This is a genomic window from Microbulbifer sp. NBRC 101763 (assembly GCF_040371615.1).
Classification (GTDB): domain Bacteria; phylum Pseudomonadota; class Gammaproteobacteria; order Pseudomonadales; family Cellvibrionaceae; genus Microbulbifer; species Microbulbifer variabilis.
Genome location: NZ_BAABQV010000001.1, coordinates 316,846 through 332,596, shown reverse-complemented (window position 1 = coordinate 332,596; position 15,751 = coordinate 316,846). Strand labels below are relative to the sequence as shown.

Annotated in this window: 18 protein-coding genes and 6 tRNA genes; 4 read left to right on the top strand and 20 right to left on the bottom strand. The window is 53.6% G+C overall.

Translation table 11 applies throughout. The annotated features are described in order from the left end of the window. Positions 1–4: 4 nt before the first annotated feature. The 12 genes from ABWV76_RS01605 to msrB all read right to left on the bottom strand — a co-directional run bounded on the left by ABWV76_RS01605 (position 5) and on the right by msrB (position 6,543). On the bottom strand, positions 5–1,426 hold the full coding sequence (locus ABWV76_RS01605) for a DcaP family trimeric outer membrane transporter (RefSeq protein WP_020414728.1): 1,422 nt from the start codon (positions 1,424–1,426) through the stop codon (positions 5–7). Between the two features lie 238 nt (positions 1,427–1,664). Further along, a complete protein-coding gene (gene queF, locus ABWV76_RS01600) occupies positions 1,665–2,495 on the bottom strand; it encodes an NADPH-dependent 7-cyano-7-deazaguanine reductase QueF (RefSeq protein WP_020414726.1) in 831 nt (276 codons plus the stop codon). 8 nt (positions 2,496–2,503) lie between these two features. Further along, positions 2,504–3,277 (bottom strand): ABC transporter permease, encoded by a 774-nt coding sequence (locus tag ABWV76_RS01595; RefSeq protein WP_020414725.1) that lies wholly within the window; start codon positions 3,275–3,277, stop codon positions 2,504–2,506. Next, complete coding sequence (locus ABWV76_RS01590) at positions 3,274–4,209, bottom strand: ABC transporter ATP-binding protein (RefSeq protein ID WP_020414724.1); 936 nt, start codon at positions 4,207–4,209, stop codon at positions 3,274–3,276. Before ABWV76_RS01590 ends, ABWV76_RS01595 begins: the two co-directional genes overlap by 4 nt. A gap of 211 nt (positions 4,210–4,420) precedes the next feature. After that, positions 4,421–4,496: transfer RNA gene (locus tag ABWV76_RS01585), tRNA-Gly, on the bottom strand. A 39-nt stretch (positions 4,497–4,535) separates the two neighbouring features. After that, a tRNA-Glu gene (locus ABWV76_RS01580) sits at positions 4,536–4,611 on the bottom strand. Positions 4,612–4,731: 120 nt separating this feature from the next. Next, positions 4,732–4,807: transfer RNA gene (locus ABWV76_RS01575), tRNA-Gly, on the bottom strand. A 34-nt stretch (positions 4,808–4,841) separates the two neighbouring features. Further along, positions 4,842–4,917: transfer RNA gene (locus ABWV76_RS01570), tRNA-Glu, on the bottom strand. A gap of 121 nt (positions 4,918–5,038) precedes the next feature. Continuing rightward, positions 5,039–5,114 (bottom strand) — tRNA-Gly (locus ABWV76_RS01565). Position 5,115: 1 nt separating this feature from the next. Then, positions 5,116–5,191 (bottom strand) — tRNA-Glu (locus ABWV76_RS01560). Positions 5,192–5,326: 135 nt separating this feature from the next. Then, complete coding sequence (locus ABWV76_RS01555; protein WP_353375051.1) at positions 5,327–6,133, bottom strand: DUF1499 domain-containing protein; 807 nt, start codon at positions 6,131–6,133, stop codon at positions 5,327–5,329. Next, on the bottom strand, positions 6,130–6,543 hold the full coding sequence (gene msrB / locus ABWV76_RS01550; protein ID WP_353375050.1) for a peptide-methionine (R)-S-oxide reductase MsrB: 414 nt from the start codon (positions 6,541–6,543) through the stop codon (positions 6,130–6,132). The genes ABWV76_RS01555 and msrB overlap by 4 nt, the downstream gene beginning before the upstream one ends. 128 nt (positions 6,544–6,671) lie before the next feature. Between msrB and ABWV76_RS01545 the strand changes: the two genes are divergently transcribed. Beyond that, entirely contained in the window at positions 6,672–7,886 is a 1,215-nt protein-coding gene (locus ABWV76_RS01545) for a pyridoxal phosphate-dependent aminotransferase (protein WP_282951111.1), read from the top strand. After that, the gene (locus ABWV76_RS01540) at positions 7,886–8,287 is read left to right on the top strand and encodes a hypothetical protein (protein WP_020414720.1); all 402 of its coding nucleotides are present in this window, start codon (positions 7,886–7,888) and stop codon (positions 8,285–8,287) included. The genes ABWV76_RS01545 and ABWV76_RS01540 overlap by 1 nt, the downstream gene beginning before the upstream one ends. A gap of 179 nt (positions 8,288–8,466) precedes the next feature. Here the strand turns inward: ABWV76_RS01540 and ABWV76_RS01535 are convergent, their stop codons facing one another. From ABWV76_RS01535 to ABWV76_RS01515, 5 genes are read right to left on the bottom strand one after another with little or no spacing between them, the layout of a single operon-like run. Then, the gene (locus ABWV76_RS01535) at positions 8,467–9,405 is read right to left on the bottom strand and encodes a class I SAM-dependent methyltransferase (protein ID WP_353375049.1); all 939 of its coding nucleotides are present in this window, start codon (positions 9,403–9,405) and stop codon (positions 8,467–8,469) included. Continuing rightward, on the bottom strand, positions 9,406–10,554 hold the full coding sequence (locus ABWV76_RS01530; protein ID WP_353375048.1) for an ATP-NAD kinase family protein: 1,149 nt from the start codon (positions 10,552–10,554) through the stop codon (positions 9,406–9,408). It lies immediately after the preceding gene. Beyond that, on the bottom strand, positions 10,545–11,675 hold the full coding sequence (locus tag ABWV76_RS01525; RefSeq protein WP_353375047.1) for a 4-phosphoerythronate dehydrogenase: 1,131 nt from the start codon (positions 11,673–11,675) through the stop codon (positions 10,545–10,547). Before ABWV76_RS01525 ends, ABWV76_RS01530 begins: the two co-directional genes overlap by 10 nt. Next, positions 11,672–12,565 carry a 5'-3' exonuclease gene (locus tag ABWV76_RS01520; RefSeq protein WP_020414716.1) on the bottom strand — a complete coding sequence of 298 codons (894 nt, stop codon included), beginning with the start codon at positions 12,563–12,565 and terminating at the stop codon, positions 11,672–11,674. Before ABWV76_RS01520 ends, ABWV76_RS01525 begins: the two co-directional genes overlap by 4 nt. Beyond that, positions 12,562–13,146 carry an elongation factor P hydroxylase gene (locus ABWV76_RS01515; protein WP_353375046.1) on the bottom strand — a complete coding sequence of 195 codons (585 nt, stop codon included), beginning with the start codon at positions 13,144–13,146 and terminating at the stop codon, positions 12,562–12,564. Before ABWV76_RS01515 ends, ABWV76_RS01520 begins: the two co-directional genes overlap by 4 nt. Before the next feature lie 293 nt (positions 13,147–13,439). Here ABWV76_RS01515 and ABWV76_RS01510 point away from each other — a divergent pair, with 293 nt between their 5' ends. Then, positions 13,440–14,126 carry a hypothetical protein gene (locus tag ABWV76_RS01510; protein ID WP_020414713.1) on the top strand — a complete coding sequence of 229 codons (687 nt, stop codon included), beginning with the start codon at positions 13,440–13,442 and terminating at the stop codon, positions 14,124–14,126. A 100-nt stretch (positions 14,127–14,226) separates the two neighbouring features. Here the strand turns inward: ABWV76_RS01510 and tusA are convergent, their stop codons facing one another. After that, positions 14,227–14,457, bottom strand: coding sequence for a sulfurtransferase TusA (tusA, locus tag ABWV76_RS01505; RefSeq protein WP_282953606.1), 231 nt, complete (start codon positions 14,455–14,457; stop codon positions 14,227–14,229). 113 nt (positions 14,458–14,570) lie between these two features. Between tusA and ABWV76_RS01500 the strand changes: the two genes are divergently transcribed. Next, positions 14,571–14,858: an antibiotic biosynthesis monooxygenase family protein gene (locus ABWV76_RS01500; protein WP_020414711.1), complete on the top strand. Its 288-nt coding sequence runs from the start codon at positions 14,571–14,573 to the stop codon at positions 14,856–14,858. Here ABWV76_RS01500 and ABWV76_RS01495 read toward each other — a convergent pair. Continuing rightward, the gene (locus tag ABWV76_RS01495; protein WP_353375045.1) at positions 14,833–15,471 is read right to left on the bottom strand and encodes an alpha/beta fold hydrolase; all 639 of its coding nucleotides are present in this window, start codon (positions 15,469–15,471) and stop codon (positions 14,833–14,835) included. The genes ABWV76_RS01500 and ABWV76_RS01495 overlap by 26 nt on opposite strands. Next, complete coding sequence (locus tag ABWV76_RS01490; protein ID WP_020414709.1) at positions 15,464–15,688, bottom strand: YheU family protein; 225 nt, start codon at positions 15,686–15,688, stop codon at positions 15,464–15,466. The genes ABWV76_RS01495 and ABWV76_RS01490 overlap by 8 nt, the downstream gene beginning before the upstream one ends. Positions 15,689–15,751 lie beyond the last annotated feature (63 nt).

Genomic DNA, 15,751 nt, shown 5'->3' with positions numbered 1-15,751 from the left:
CCCCTTAAAAAGAAATTCGGCTAGTGAATTGGGTACGCCAAACCGAACCGTAGGCGCCATCCTTATCCTCCCGAGTACCGTAGAGAGCCTCCACACCAAATAACCATTGCGGTGTCGGAGTCCATGTCAGGTTAATACTGCTGTATTGAGTTTCCCGGAATGCAAAGCCAGGCTGAAAGTCGAAATTATCCTGCTGTACCAATCCGTAGGTAGCGACGGTATACAGGCAAGGGCTCCACCAATGTTGGTAGCCGATGTACCAGGCAAGTGTTGGAATCGCCTCCAGCCGGTTTTCATAAAAATCATAAGAGGCATCTGCAGGAAAATCGTTCAGGAGCCCCCCATATCCCGCCCCAAAGCTTAAGGAGTATGTGATGAAATCCGGAGCTAAGCGCCCAGGCATATCTATAACACCGCTCAAATTCACTCCCCACCCGGTATCTGAAACAGCGGATTGTGGTTCCCCACTGCCACGTAAATCCCGCACTATAAAACTGCCTTGAAAATTAAAACGGTCCGTCTGGGAGATAACAGCGACTACCGCATCAGGCCAACGAGAAACTTCTACAGCGCCCTCAAACACTCGCTCATCGGGCGCCTCCAAAGCAACTTCCAGAGTAAGTGTTGGGTGATATTTGCGATGCCAACGCACAATAGGATGCCGCAGGGACAGCATTGAATTTGGCCCCTCATAATCCAGGGTGTTTGGCCAGGCATTAAGATTAGTGAATGTGGACCAGTCCTGGCCGATCAGTAAATCACCACCAAGTAGGATATCGCTGACCTGACCATAAGCCTTACGCAACTGTAAAATTGGCTCGGCAATAGTGGTATCCCTGAGGAAATCCATTGTCGTTTCAGTCTTGATCTGCCTCCCCCCCCAGGGCATCTTGGTCTCGAGTTCTAACCTCGAAACCTGCACACTGACATTGGTCTGCCCATCCTCCCCTTCGGCTGCGGTTCTGTCACTGGTGACAATAGCGCTGGTAGTAAATTCAGCCGGACTCACAATTGCACCAGTGTCGTAGTTGGCATCCAGCTCCGCGAAGCCGCCTATCTTGATCCGTAGCTCAGTCCCAGTTACCTGAATTGAGCCTGGCCAGTCTGTTGGTGCTTCGGCGATCGCCGCTTCCAATTCAGAGGGTGAAATTTCGGGAGGATGGTTTTTTATGCGAGGAGGGGGTGAAGGGTCTTGGGGGATTGCGCGCCGCAGCTCCTCCACCTGCTGGCGCAGGGCATCAAGAGCCGCTTTTTGCCGCTGGATTTGTGCCTCCTGCTCTTCCAGCTGACGCTGCTGATCCTCGATAACACGCAGTAACTGATCCGCCTCAACATATACCTGCGCAATCGAAGACTGGGCAAAAAGAGCCTGTATGGCAAACACAATCACAGCAGGAAGCGCAGGGGATTGTGTATTGATTTCCATATCTAAGGCTTGACTCCATCTCCCTCGGGCCCGGCCTGCTCAAATTAAAAGTGCTATTTCAGCAGCTGATGCATATTTCCCACAGTTTTATTCAAGAAAGCGTAGTTCAAGACTCTGAAATACTGGTATTGATCCTGTACCAGCCTTTACAAAGCTGGCCAATTGATGGAAATAAAAAGGAGAAAAGCGCCTTTAGCTGGCCCAGCTAGTGCCAGGCCTATAAGAGCTAGAGAAATTACTATTGGCGGGCGAAACGCGGTGGCAGCGGTTTCTCAATACGTGTGGAACGCAATGGGTTAATATCCAGGCCACCACGACGTGTATAGCGGGCACATACCGTCAGCTCAGAAAATTCCGCCAACTGCTGCAGATCGCAGAATATCCGCTCTACGCAGTGCTCATGGAAATCCTGGTGCTCACGGAAAGAAACAATGTAGGCCAGCAGCGCCTCTCTTTTCAGCGCCGGCCCCTTGTACTCCACCATAACCGTGGCCCAGTCCGGCTGGCCAGTAACCGGGCAGTTACTACGCAACAGGTGGCTGTAGAGGGTTTCACTGACATCTTCCCCACTTCCTTCCAAAGCGAGTAGCGATTGGGCCGGCTGGTATTGCTCCACGGCAATATCCAGGTCATCCAGGCAAAAGCCCTGCGGTCTTTCTACCGCCAGGGCAGCATCTTCCACATCCAGGAGATTCACCTCAACCGCAGCTCCAACAGCTTCGCCCAGGTCCTTTGCCAAGGTATCTTGAACCAATCGCCAAGACTCAAATTTACTCTGATTAAAGGAGTTGAGGTACAGCTTGAACGACTTGGACTCAACCATACAGGGGCTTTCCGCAGGGAAGCTAAATCGCGCTACTGCAACCTGCGGCTTACCCTTCGGGTTCAGCCAGGAGAGCTCAAAGCCCCACCATTCATCCTCACCAAAAAATGGCAGGGCCCCCGCGGACAGGCCCAGCTGCGCGCGGGAGATGGAACGCTGAATTGGGTGCAGCAACTGCGGGTTATAAGTGGATTCGTAAGTGGTTTCCCGACCCAGCGGGAGGTTCTGCCAATCTTCTCTGCTCATAATCAACCTCAATGCCTCAATCGCTTGCCGTGACTCATCAGGTAGAGCCCCCAACTGGCGAGAAGTGCAATAAATACCAAAACCCCAATAAAAGCCCAAGCCACGTTGATATCTGAAACTCCCAGTATCCCATAGCGGAAAGAATTCACCATATAGAGAATCGGGTTGAGCTTTGACAGCCCTTGCCAAAAGGGCGAAAGCAATTCGATAGAGTAGAAAACACCCCCCAAGTATGTGAGCGGGGTCAATACAAAGGTGGGGATAATAGAAATAGCATCGAAGCTATTGGCGTAGATAGCATTAATAAACCCGGCCAAAGAGAAAAGTACTGCGGTCAGGAAAACGATAGCTATGGTAACGCCAACATGCTCAACACTGAGCGATGTAAAAAACATCGCCACCAGGGTGACAATCAAGCCGACAATCAAGCCCCTCGCCACGCCGCCAAGTACATATCCAGCCATTACCGCCCAATTGGGAGTGGGTGATACCAAAAGCTCCTCAATACTGCGCTGAAATTTGGCACTATAAAAAGAGGACACAACATTGGCATAAGAATTGGTAATTACCGACATCATTATCAGACCCGGCACCACAAATTCCATATAGGGATAACCCCCCATATCTCCGATTCGGCTCCCAATGAGAGAACCAAAAATCACAAAATACAATGACATGGTGATTACTGGCGGCACCAGTGTCTGCGGCCATATACGCATAAAGCGACGCACTTCCCGCCGGAAAATTGTGCTGAAGGAGATCCAGGTTAATCTGCTGCTCACTCGTCCACACCCTCCATTTTTTCCTCGGACAACATGGAAATAAACAGCTCCTCGAGGCGGTTGGCACGATTACGCATACTGGTCACAGTAACGCCTTGGGCTTTAAGCTCAATGAAAACCTCTGTCAGCGACTGCCCCTTCTCGACAGTGATTTCCAGGGAGTGGCTATCCAACAGATGACATTCAAACCCTGAAAGCCCCGGCGCCTTTTCCAGATATTCACTGCAGTCGAGAATAAATGTCTCACGATTGAGGGTCTTCAATAAGGACTTGATTGAGGTGTTCTCAACAATCGTACCTTTGTCGATGATCGCAATGTTGCGACACAGGCTTTCTGCCTCCTCCAGATAGTGGGTAGTGAGGATAATAGTGGTGCCCTGTGCATTAATCTGCTCCAGGAAAGCCCACATGGAACGGCGCAGCTCGATATCCACCCCTGCGGTGGGCTCATCGAGAATCAATAATTTGGGTTCATGGATCAGGGCCCGCGCGATCATCAGGCGGCGCTTCATACCGCCGGACAGCATACGAGCCTGGGTAGCCCGCTTATCCCAAAGTCCGAGTTGCTTGAGGTACTTTTCAGTGCGCTCTTCCGCCAACTTGCGCGGCATCCCATAAAAGCCGCCCTGGGTGGCCACGATATCGAATACTTTCTCGAACTGGCTGAAATTAAATTCCTGCGGTACCACGCCCAATAGACGCTTGGCGGCTGGAAAATCACTATCGATATCAACCCCAAAAATAGAGATGCTCCCGGCGCTCTTGCGCACCAGGGAACAAATAATGCCTATGGTGGTGGACTTCCCCGCACCGTTGGGGCCCAGCAAGGCAAAGAAATCCCCTGGCTGCACCTCAAAGCTGATGCCCTTCAGGGCCTGGAAGCCACCTTCATAGGTCTTTTGCAGATTCTGGATAGATAGCGCGGCGGTCATCTCTCACTCCCGTTACTGGAGGCGCCATTCAACGCGCTTGCCCAAAGGAATTCAACCGGTGGAATACTGGGATTTGACAGTGTGGCCCAGCCTGGCAATTGCCGAAAGTCCAGGCGCGCGCTTACAGTCCCAAAAGCTCTGGCACAAGCGATAAATTAAGAAGCAATATATCGGAAAATTAAAAAGCCGCTCGATTGAGCGGCTTTTTATTTGGAGCGGGAAACCGGGTTCGAACCGGCGACCTCAACCTTGGCAAGGTTGCGCTCTACCAACTGAGCTATTCCCGCGCTTTGGGTTGGCCCGGCAGCAGTGCTGCCGGGCCTTATTGGCATCCCCAAGGGGAGTCGAACCCCTGTTACCGCCGTGAAAGGGCGGTGTCCTAGGCCTCTAGACGATGGGGACAGAAACTTGCACTACAACCTGTCGGTCCCGTGCTGCCATGCTGTCCATGGCATTGCCACTGGTATTCCAGTGACTTCACTCTCCAGATATGACCTGAACATCACCCTGTAAAGCAAAACTTGGAGCGGGAAACCGGGTTCGAACCGGCGACCTCAACCTTGGCAAGGTTGCGCTCTACCAACTGAGCTATTCCCGCAATTTGACCCGGCAGCATTGCTGCCAGGTCGTATTGGCATCCCCAAGGGGAGTCGAACCCCTGTTACCGCCGTGAAAGGGCGGTGTCCTAGGCCTCTAGACGATGGGGACAGAAACTTGCACTGCAGCCTTTCGGCCCTGTGCTGCCATGCTGTCCATGGCAGTGGCCACGGATTTCTCTGTGGCGATACTTCCCGAGCGGACTAGAGATCTACTCGTGAAGCGTGAAACTTGGAGCGGGAAACCGGGTTCGAACCGGCGACCTCAACCTTGGCAAGGTTGCGCTCTACCAACTGAGCTATTCCCGCGTGGCATCCCCAAGGGGAGTCGAACCCCTGTTACCGCCGTGAAAGGGCGGTGTCCTAGGCCTCTAGACGATGGGGACCCAGAATCACCTCTGTCGTCATCGCTGCGTTTTAAAGTGTAGCTCTGCGTCAGAAGTGGGGCGCATTCTATGTACCGTTCAGGGTGCTGTCAACACCCGAGTTAAAATTTTTTTCTTTTATTGTCAGGCACTTACCTAACCCGGTGGATTCGAGGGAACAGATTTCCGGCCCTGGGAGACGGCACTGTTCGCCGCACTGACTGCATGCAGGCGCAACTCCTCCAGAAATTCTCGGATACGCTTTCCATTGGCACCAAGGTCACTCACCCCAACCCGTGAGCTGGACCGGACATCCACTCGTGAGCTACCGTCACTTTCCGCCCTGACTCGCACAACAATATCATCCGTAAATCCCAGCAACAGAGTTCTATCCACGGCTTCGAGGTGGCCATTACTGGGCTCGTAGGAAACAATTTTCCAGCCAAGCTCCTTAGCCACCTCAGCGGCCAGTTCAGTAGTGCGCTCGACCGGCAGGTGCACATGCAAGGGATAGATATCGCCATAAACATCGGCCTCCCGCTGCAACCTTGCCACCTCTTCCCCTCCGTATTCCGCACTGTTCTCCCCCGGCTTACGCAGGCCCGGCACCACACGATACTGGGGTGGGTTACGGGTATCAGTGGTGATATCGTGAATTCTCGGCACAGTAAAGTTGTCCTTGCCCACCGTGATCAGCGGAATTGCCACCGGCAGTAGGCCGAGCAATACTGCCCACAACGCATTACTACGGGTCACGGCGCTGTTACTACGTACCCCCCAGACAAAGATCAACAAGCTGACCAAGGCGATCGCCAGGGCCGCAGCACCGGCGTAGGTAAATACCTTGAAAGCCATACTGAAGTGCAGCAGCCCAAATCTCAGCGCGAGCCCGGCCAGAACAATCGCACTGAGCAGCACCCATTGGGCCCACAACAGCCAGCGACTCCAGTGTTTTTCAATCACTCTTCTTCCCCTTCCTCGCCGCTGCCTTTATCCAGTTTTACCGATAAGGAATTAATACAGTAACGCAGCCCGGTTTCTGTAGGGCCATCATCAAATATATGCCCGAGATGACTGTCACACTTGCTGCAAAGCACCTCCACTCGCTGCATACCGAAACTGTTATCAGGGAGCTCTCGCACTATCCCCTCGGCAAACTCTGCATCAAAGCTGGGCCAGCCGCAGTGACTCTCAAATTTCGCTCCGGAATCAAACAGAACTTCGCCACAACACTTGCAACGATAAACGCCTTCGTCAAAAACATCCCAATATTCGCCGGTATATGGTGGCTCTGTCCCCCCCTTGCGACATACCTCAAACTCCTCATCTGTCAGCTTATCGCGCCAGTAGTTATCGTCTTTTGGTTTTGACATACTCTCTTGTTCCATTTTTACCAGTTCCCGCAGGAGCGGCAATCGCCGCCAGTGAACTTCCCGGCTTTCGCGCAGCTCGCACGCGGCCCAGGGCCGCTCCTGCCAAGCTACAGGGCTGCCGAACCACCATGAAGGACATCCATAAATCTGAAAAACTGCACGGCGTCTGCTATGAGATCCGCGGCCCTGTCATGGAGCAGGCCTACCGGATGGAAGAAGAAGGCCACCGAATCCTGAAGTTGAATATCGGCAACCCCGCCCCTTTCGGTTTCGACGCTCCTGATGAGATTATCCAGGATGTTATCCATAATCTCTCCCAAGCCCAGGGCTATGTCGAATCAAAGGGCCTTTTCGCTGCGCGTAAAGCCATTATGCAGGAGTGCCAGACCCTGGGTATCCAGGGCGTTGATATTGACGACATTTACCTGGGCAACGGTGTTTCAGAACTAATTTCCATGGCTACCCAGGCACTGCTCAATAACGGTGATGAGCTGTTACTGCCCATGCCCAATTATCCTCTTTGGATGGCGGCCACCAACCTCACCGGTGCCACACCAGTACTCTACCGCTGCGATGAGGAATCAGGTTGGTTGCCGGATATCGAGGATATTAAATCAAAGATTACCTCTCGTACCCGCGGCATTGTCGTAATTAATCCCAACAACCCTACTGGCGCCATTTACCCAAGGGAGCTACTGGAGGATATCGTTGAAGTGGCACGCAGCCACAACCTGGTCGTTTTCGCCGATGAAATTTACAGCAAAATTCTTTACGACGATGCCGAGTTCACCCCAATGGCCAAATTGGCTCCAGACGTGCTCTGCCTGAGTTTCAACGGTCTTTCCAAGTCTTATCGCTTAGCCGGTTTTCGATCCGGCTGGATGATAGTGAGCGGCGCGAAACATCGCGCTAAAGGGTTTATTGAAGGCATGGATATACTTGCCTCCATGCGACTATGTGGCAATGTACCGGCAATGTTTGCTGTACAAACAGCCCTTGGTGGCTACCAGAGTATCAACGATCTCGTGCTACCCGGTGGACGCTTGCGCCAGCAGAGGGACTTGGGCCATCAGATGCTAAATGACATTCCGGGAGTAAGTTGCGTTAAACCCAGCGGCGCCATCTATTTATTTCCCAAGTTGAACCTCGATCACCACAAGATCGAAAATGATGAGCAGCTGGTGCTGGAGTTCTTACGCCAGGAGAAAATTCTGCTGATACAGGGCAGCGCTTTCCACTGGGATGCACCGGATCATTTACGCATCGTATTCCTGCCAAGGGCAGATGACCTATCCCACGCGATGACCCGCCTGGGCTACTTTCTGGAGCGATATTCCCGCTGATGTTGGACGATTTACATATTCACGATTTCTACCGGGATGCCGGCAGGATTCTGCTGGCACTGTTCGGCCAGTTTCCCCTACCCACAACAATTTATGTTGAGGACATCGCCGGGCCCGATAGCCCTGATGAATTCGGGTTACATTCGCCACGTCATTTGGCCTGCCTGGGAGCAATCAGCTGGCTAAAGCAAAGTGGCTATATTACTTTTTCCCAGCTGGTTCGCCAGGAAGCGGCAGAAGAAACTGTACTGACCCACCGCGGGTTTCTATTGCTGATTAATGCAGATGCAGAGTCAGGACAGAGCAACGCGCAGCTTCTCAATAGCGCAGTACGCGATGCATCATCTACAAAATTACAGACCCTAATGGAACGCCTGATGCGGGAATTTGCTGCTATTTAACAACCTGCCCAAAAGGATCTATTGCTCTTCAACTAGGGTTTATGACACCTTTCCATAAACCCTTTTCGGCCGGTCATGCACTCACATACACAACTTACGACTGGAGAATTTCTGTTCCGCTCGGCAAGCGGCCAAAAAATTTCAACAGCCCGCTCAAATACCCTAAAAAGATAGCGCCGCTATTCCTGGCGGCGGTATTTTACGTGCAACATTTTTAATGCCGCATCCGGGTCCCGATCGGGAAAATCCGGACTCTGCGCTAAGCGGGTCACAATTTCGTACCCTCTGTCAGCGCCGAGGATCAGCTCGCGGAAATGCGCCTCACTATGACGGGGGGAATTGATGACCATCAGCAAATCCGCCTCATCTGCAAGGCAGGCCGGCAATTGTCGTACGAGTTTTTCGTAATTGTGACTCACATCAAAACGGCCTTTCTGGCGTGTGGGCGGATCTACGATGCCCAACTGGAAAGGGCCTCGGCGGTCAAAACGCTTGAATTGACGCAGCGCGTCAAATTGCAGGAATTGAATGCCGTTCAGAGACAAACCGTTCACTTCGTGGTTTTCGCGCCCGCGATTTAACACACCGCGATTCACATCCACATTGACGATTTCAATATCCCCTGCTGCACGAGCCACAGCAGAAAAGGCACAGGTAAAGGCAAACAGGTTCAGCATTTTCACAGCCCCCTGTTCCGCCCGGGCACGAACCTGTTCTTCCAACCAAGTGCGCCCTGGTTCTATATCCAGGAAAAAACCAACGTTCTGTCGCTCAAAGGTCAGGGGAAACTTCAGTTCGTCACGCTGTGCCATCGGAGCTGCCACAGGCTCACCACACTGCCACTCTATCGGGGCACCAGTCTGGTAGCGGCGCTGAGTAGCAATACCACGGTAATCGTGCGGCTCTGCCAGTTGCCAGAGCGTTTCGCACAACTCCGTTTCTCCTTCATACTCTTCGAAAAAAGTCACCAGCAGCGCTGGAAAAAAACTGTCGACACAAACCTGCTCCAACCCCTCATAGCAACGGCCACGGCCGTGGAACAGACGACGACTGTCTCTGCCACCCTGCGCTATTTTGGACTCAACCAGCTCCAGTAGCTGCTGCCAATTGGTAGACACTCAAACTTCTCCGTTACTCAATGGGTATAAAATCGCATCCCGGTAGCCGGTAACTACCCGGATAAAGCCACTCCAATCCCGATCTAATTCCGGCTCACCGCTGTCCACCAACAGGGGGCGGCCTCCAAGTTCAGTTATTTTGGTTTTAGTAGCGACAACCATTAAATTATCACGCCCGACTTCCCGTAGAACTCTTGCGGAAAACTGCTGATTGCCACGGCCAATCAAGTGCCCCTGGCCACCAATAGCAGTGAGCAAGATTTTTATTGGGCCCTGGTGCGCAGCGATCGCCGCCTCAATCTGTGGTGCACCCACATCCGTCTGTTGTAAGGCACCGTCGATCAGCAGATCCACCCCCAACAAAGTACCTTTACAGCCCAGCTCATTCAATATCGCCAGGGTTGTTGAGCCGGGGCCAACAATGTACAGGGTACCGGGGTCCAACTCTTCAACAATCTCAGCGGCAATGTCTGCCACAGCCAGTTCTTCCACCTCACGCCCGGCATTTTTTACTGCCTGTAAAAAATGCCCCTCCTGGGGCACCAACAGTTCGCCGTAATAACGGGTGCTCACTCTACCCTGGCGAAAAGATTGTTCGTCGATATCCCGCACTTCGCGCTCACACAAATCCACCAACTGACCGGACATGAGGCGCCGTAAAACCTCGCCGCCAGCTTTGGGGGAAATAGCAAAACATGCGGAATGCATCTTGACTCCGGCAGGAATACCCAGCACAGGGAAATGCTCCCCAAGGGCATTAACCATATTGCGTGCAGTGCCATCTCCACCGATAAAAACAATTAGGTCAGCACCGGCATCGCGAATCGCTTTAGCTGCTTTTTCCGTGTCTGCGGGAGTGGATGGGCTGCTATCGGCAGCCCCCACCTCATTGACAGAGAAACCGAGCGCGCGAGCGGTATCTGTACCCATATCACCGGCAAAACACAGAAGCTCCAATTGCGCGCGAAAAGGGGCTAATGCCTCCAGGGCGATTGCGGCGCGCTTGTGGGATTGAGGCTCGATCCCTGCAGCCAGCGCCTGTGCCACCGCCTCAGCCCCATCACTGCCCTTAAGCCCCGCCGGGCCACCGACACCCGCCCAGGGGTTGATAATCAGCCCCAGTTTTTTTACTTGCTTGTCTAATTGCACTTAAGCCCCAACACCGCTAACTGCTCTTTATCACTTTCACTCAGGTTTTGCACCGACGTACTGTAATGAGAAAATTCCAGGCGCTCGGGGTATTCTCGGCGCAAACGGTCGAAGGCTTTAGACATCGGCTCAGGGCCTTCCGCCGCTTCACGCAGACGGCAATCATCATTGCGGGGATCATACATTTGCAACAGCAGTTCTGCCTGGATGCCTCCTGAGACAATTCTATTTTGCGCGGCCTCACATCCCGTACTTTTATCCACTGCAGGTAGTGCCAGGTCCAGCGCATTCGACAGTGCCTCTCGAATCATGTGAGTACCCGCAAGCTTGCCGTCCAGGCTATAGCCGGCAATATGCGGCGTGCCCAGGTCAACCAATTTCAATAGTTCAGTATCAATACCCGGCTCATTTTCCCAGACATCCAGCACTGTGCTAAAACGCCGCTCTTTTTGCAGGAGTTGAAGCAGTGCGCGGTTATCTACCACCGCACCCCGCCCGGCACTAATCAGCACCGCTCCATCCCGGATATGTACAAGCTGCTCCGCACCAATCATATGTAAGCTCGGGTAAAGGCCACTTTTAACCAGAGGAGCATGCAGGCACACGATATCCTGGCTAAGCACCTGCTCCAACGGCGCATAGTCTGGGTTCTCTGGTAACCAGGGATCGTAAATAGCGCAGGTGGCGCCCAGGTTGTGCAGCCGCTTCTGCAGCAGGCCGCCAACATTGCCGCAACCGACAATTCCAAAGCTGCGCCCACGCCAGTCGGCCCCCAGGGCCGCCAGAGCACAGAATACATATTCCACAACGGAGTTGGCATTACAGCCCGGCGCGGCGCTCCAATAAATGCCATTGCGCTCCAGCCAGTCGGTATCCAGGTGGTCAGTGCCAATTGTGCAGCTACCAACAAAGCGGACAGGCGTACCTTCCAACAGGCTTTGGTTTACTCGCGTGACCGAGCGCACCAGCAGAATATCGGCGTCGGCAAGTTGCTCACGGGTAAGGGTTCGGCCAGGGTAACGTACCAGTGTGCCCAGATCCCCGAAGTATTGCTCTAGGGCCGGAATATTTTCATCCGCGACAATCTTCAGGCTGGCACCATTAGTTAAACTTTCACTCATGCAAGCTCTCCATCCATACGGCTCACGGTCCGCACCATCTTCCCTTTCAGGCCCCCGATACCAAATTCTTCCGCGAGGGCCTGGGCCAGATCCAGGTCCACTACTTGCGGACGCAGATCTGCCACAGCAATACCCAGGGGGATATTCTCTTCCAGGCTGGTGAGGCGCTTGGCCAGACGTAACTGCTCTTCAAATTCCTGCAAGCGCTGGGCAATTCCCTTGGCACCACGAATAGGTAGTGACGCCACCTGCTCCAGCTGCACCAGGAGCATCTCTATGCCCTCAAAAGCCTCCAGTAGCCGCGCCGCTGTCTTGGGACCAACACCTGGAATTCCGGGAATATCGTCACTGCTATCCCCTACCAGTGCCAGATAATCGGCAATCTGTGCCGGTTTCACCCCAAACTTTTGCTCCAAGGCTTCGCTATTCATATGCCGATCCGCAGCGAAGTCCCAAAGGGAGGAGGCCCCCCTATCCAGCAATTGCCCCAGATCCTTGTCGCGGCTCACAACAATCGGCTTGTGCCTTCGCAGCTTTCGGGTGAGGGTGGCAAGAATGTCGTCTGCCTCATAACGCTCACTGGAGAAGCTGGCAATTCCCAGGGCCTCCGCCATCTCCCGGCACGCCGCCAGCTGGAAGGCCAATGCCTCATCGGGCATAGCGCGACTGCATTTATAGTCCGGGTACAGCTCATTGCGGAAGCAACTGCCCAGAGACTCATCAAAAGCACAGGCTATATGGCGCGGATCTCGCGCTAACATATCCAGCAGGAAATTAGTGAAGCCATAAACAGCTTCAGTGGAATAACCGCTGCGGCTCTCCCAGTTGGGCGGCAGCGCAAAGTAATAGCGGAAAATATAGACGGAGGCGTCAATCAGATAGCTGCTCACGATAAATCCACCAATTGGTAGGCATCCTTATCGAGCGGGTCCGGGCACTCAAACTCCTCAGCCAGTGCCTGGGCAAAAGTTCTCGCCCGAGCGTTTGGCCCCTGGGCACAGTACTCCTGCACCTGTTCCCAGATTGCCTTCTTGAAGGTGTCGCTAGGGCCCAGGCCGCTTTGTAGGTTGTCTGCACTGACCCGAAACCGGAAACCACAGGCGCGCGCGAAGACCCACTCCAGCGCCTGGGGCTTGACCTCCACAAGCTCAAACTCAGCCTGCTGCTCAGGGCTGCGCCCATCCGCTTCATACCAATAGCCATAGTCAGGAAGCAGGCGGCGCGCCTCCCCGGCCACACACCAATGGGCCACTTCGTGCAGGGCGCTGGCGGCATAATCCAAGGTAAATTCCACCTGGTGAACCCCCTTGTTCATGGCGGCGGGGCGGTAGTAGGGTTCAGGAAAACCGCCACAAAGTCGGGTATTGAGCCCATTTGGATCCGCAAAACAACGATTAAAGACGCCAATTATGCGATCCGCCATAGGCAAAATTGTAGAAACTGAAGCCATTTCTGGGTTAGGAACGGGCAAGGTGTTCTCCGGGGTACCGCAAAGGCGGGGACTATATCAACGCAGGCGCCTCGATCAAAGCTGTGCCGCAGTGGAGCCAATTGACAGCGCTGGTTGTATTTCCGCAAATCAACATATACCTTTACTGGCAGGGATGCCGCGTTGGGCACCTGCCCTTTCAGCGAATTCCCGGAGGAGGGATAAAGTAGTCAAATACCCTCCTGATTCAGTCTTCCTTCAGAGATAGGGCATAGGTAGTCGCACCTTTGTCTGAGTGGAGACGGTTTACAACCGGCCCTGCCAGGAGGTGTTCCATGACAGACCACAGCATTAACAATGTGGTTGACCTCTTCACCGGCGAGCCGATCGAGACTTCTGCGGACCGGCGCTTTATCCGCCTGTCGCCAGAACTCGACGGCTTGGAAATGCTCTACTCCAACAACTCCAGCGGAACAGACTTCTACAGTCTGAAAGTGCTGTGCTGGGGGCTTAAAGCAAATGGCGAGGTCGTAGGCCTCGTTCCCTGGTTAAACTCAATAGTGGCCTGTCCAGACATCAAGGACCCTTTAGATGGACGCTTTGAGGGCTACTACGATCCCGGCATTGAGGAAATCTTCCACCACCCACCCATTCACAAAGTCGTCGAGCTGGAGACTGCGGCGGAATACTTTGAGTTTGAGAGCAGCAAAGCTGAAGAAGTGCTGCAGGAGATCCCCGATACCATCGGCACCCACGCGGTGTTTATGGATGAGGATCGGGAGAACCTGACGTTAATTGAGGTGATCAGCTGGCGCCTGCACGCCGATGGTTTGATCCACGGCATGCTGATCGACCACGATATCGTTGAGACCACCCCGGTACTGCCGGGTGACCATTGCCTGTACCCCGCACAGGAGAGCGTGGGCTTTCGCTACTTTTTCCAGCACCATATCGCCAACAAGATCAAATCAGAGGACCCGGAGGCATTGGCCGCCATCGCCGCACTGGTAACGGCGCCATAATCTATTCGACCGACCATCTAGTCGGCAGAGAATTGTATCCAGGAGTGTGTTGCCGTCCCTGCCATTATGGGCTGGGGCGGCAGCAAAAGATCTCGACCGGCTATTCCGCTTTTCTAATCCAGAAAACGAATTCGTCATTCTCCTCAACGTGTTGAACCAGCTCATAGCCAAGAAATTGGCAAAACTTAGGTACATCCCGCTGGGTGGACGGGTCAGTGGCAAGCATTTTCAGTACCTCCCCATCGGCGACATTTCGCACCGCTGAGTGCAGCATCATTACAGGCTCCGGGCACAAGAGGCCGCGGGCGTCGAGAGTGTGATCAAACTTCATATAGCCAATTGTGCGCAATTTAACGGGCTTCGTCACCCGAAAACTGGCAGTCACCTAAATCCAGGATTGACGCACTAAACTCCTCAAAGGCCCTATCGCGATTTGGGTACACAATGATTTATGTATTGATTGAGCGGGAGATCGCTGCCGAAATGCAGAGTAGCTATGAGGAGGCAGCACGCAAGGTACTGACCTGTGCCTACCGCACCATCGGCTTTATCGAAGGGCAGACCTATATCGAAAAGGGCAATCCCCTGCGCCGCTTCACCTTATCGAAGTGGCAATCCGAGCTGCACTGGCAACACTGGTACACTAGTGAGGAGCGCCGCGCCCAAATGGCCATGTTGAGCCCCTTATTGGTTCAGGAAGAGCGTATTATCGTCCTTGAGACCGCAGCATAAATTGCGCCGCTATTTCCACCGCAGACTGCCAATGCCCTGCATGAGTAAAACCACTGGCACGGCGGGGCTTAAAGTCGTGATCACCATCCTCCAGCCACTCAACTTCGATAGTATCTGCTAATCCGTAAGTGTCGACTTCTACACGGTTGCCTAGAGGGTCTCTATCCCCCTGAACGATGAGCGTCGGGCAGGAGATCGCCTGTAAATGCTCAGTGCGCAGCTTGTCCGGTTTGCCCTGAGGATGGAACGGATAGCCCAGGCAGACAACTCCTGCAATCAAACTCTCGGCAAAGCTTTCATCAGCAAGCAGGCTCGCCACCCGCCCCCCCATGGACTTGCCACCAATAAATAAGGGAAAATCTCCCGAAAAATGCGCAATCTGCTCGCGAAAACACTCCTCGAGCTGGGGCATGGTGTTAGGCGGGCGCTTACTGCCACCGGTGCGACGTTGGGCCATATAGGGAAACTCGAAGCGAATCACCTCTACACCCTGTCCACACAGCCCCTGGGAAAGAGCCTGCATAAATTCGCTATCCATGGGCGCGCCAGCACCGTGGGCAAACAGAAAGCGGGCTTTGGGTGACTGGGGGCTATCTATCAGGTAATCAGACATCGGTGGGCAGATCCTGGGCGAGCACCAGGTTGACGCTCTCCTCACCCGGTTCAAACCAGATGACTACCTCACCGGACTGAAGCTGTCGGCGTAAGCTCGCAACCTTCTCCGGTAATTCCACTTCGCTCTCACCATATTCGGTGCCTTCTCGGGTGGCGTATTCTTCCAACAAGTTCTGCAGGGTGCTGGCATCCAGCTGTTCATAGGGAATGATCATACAACTATCAGATAGGGTGAGATGGGAGCGGCAAATGCCGCTCCCAATATTGACGATATCAGC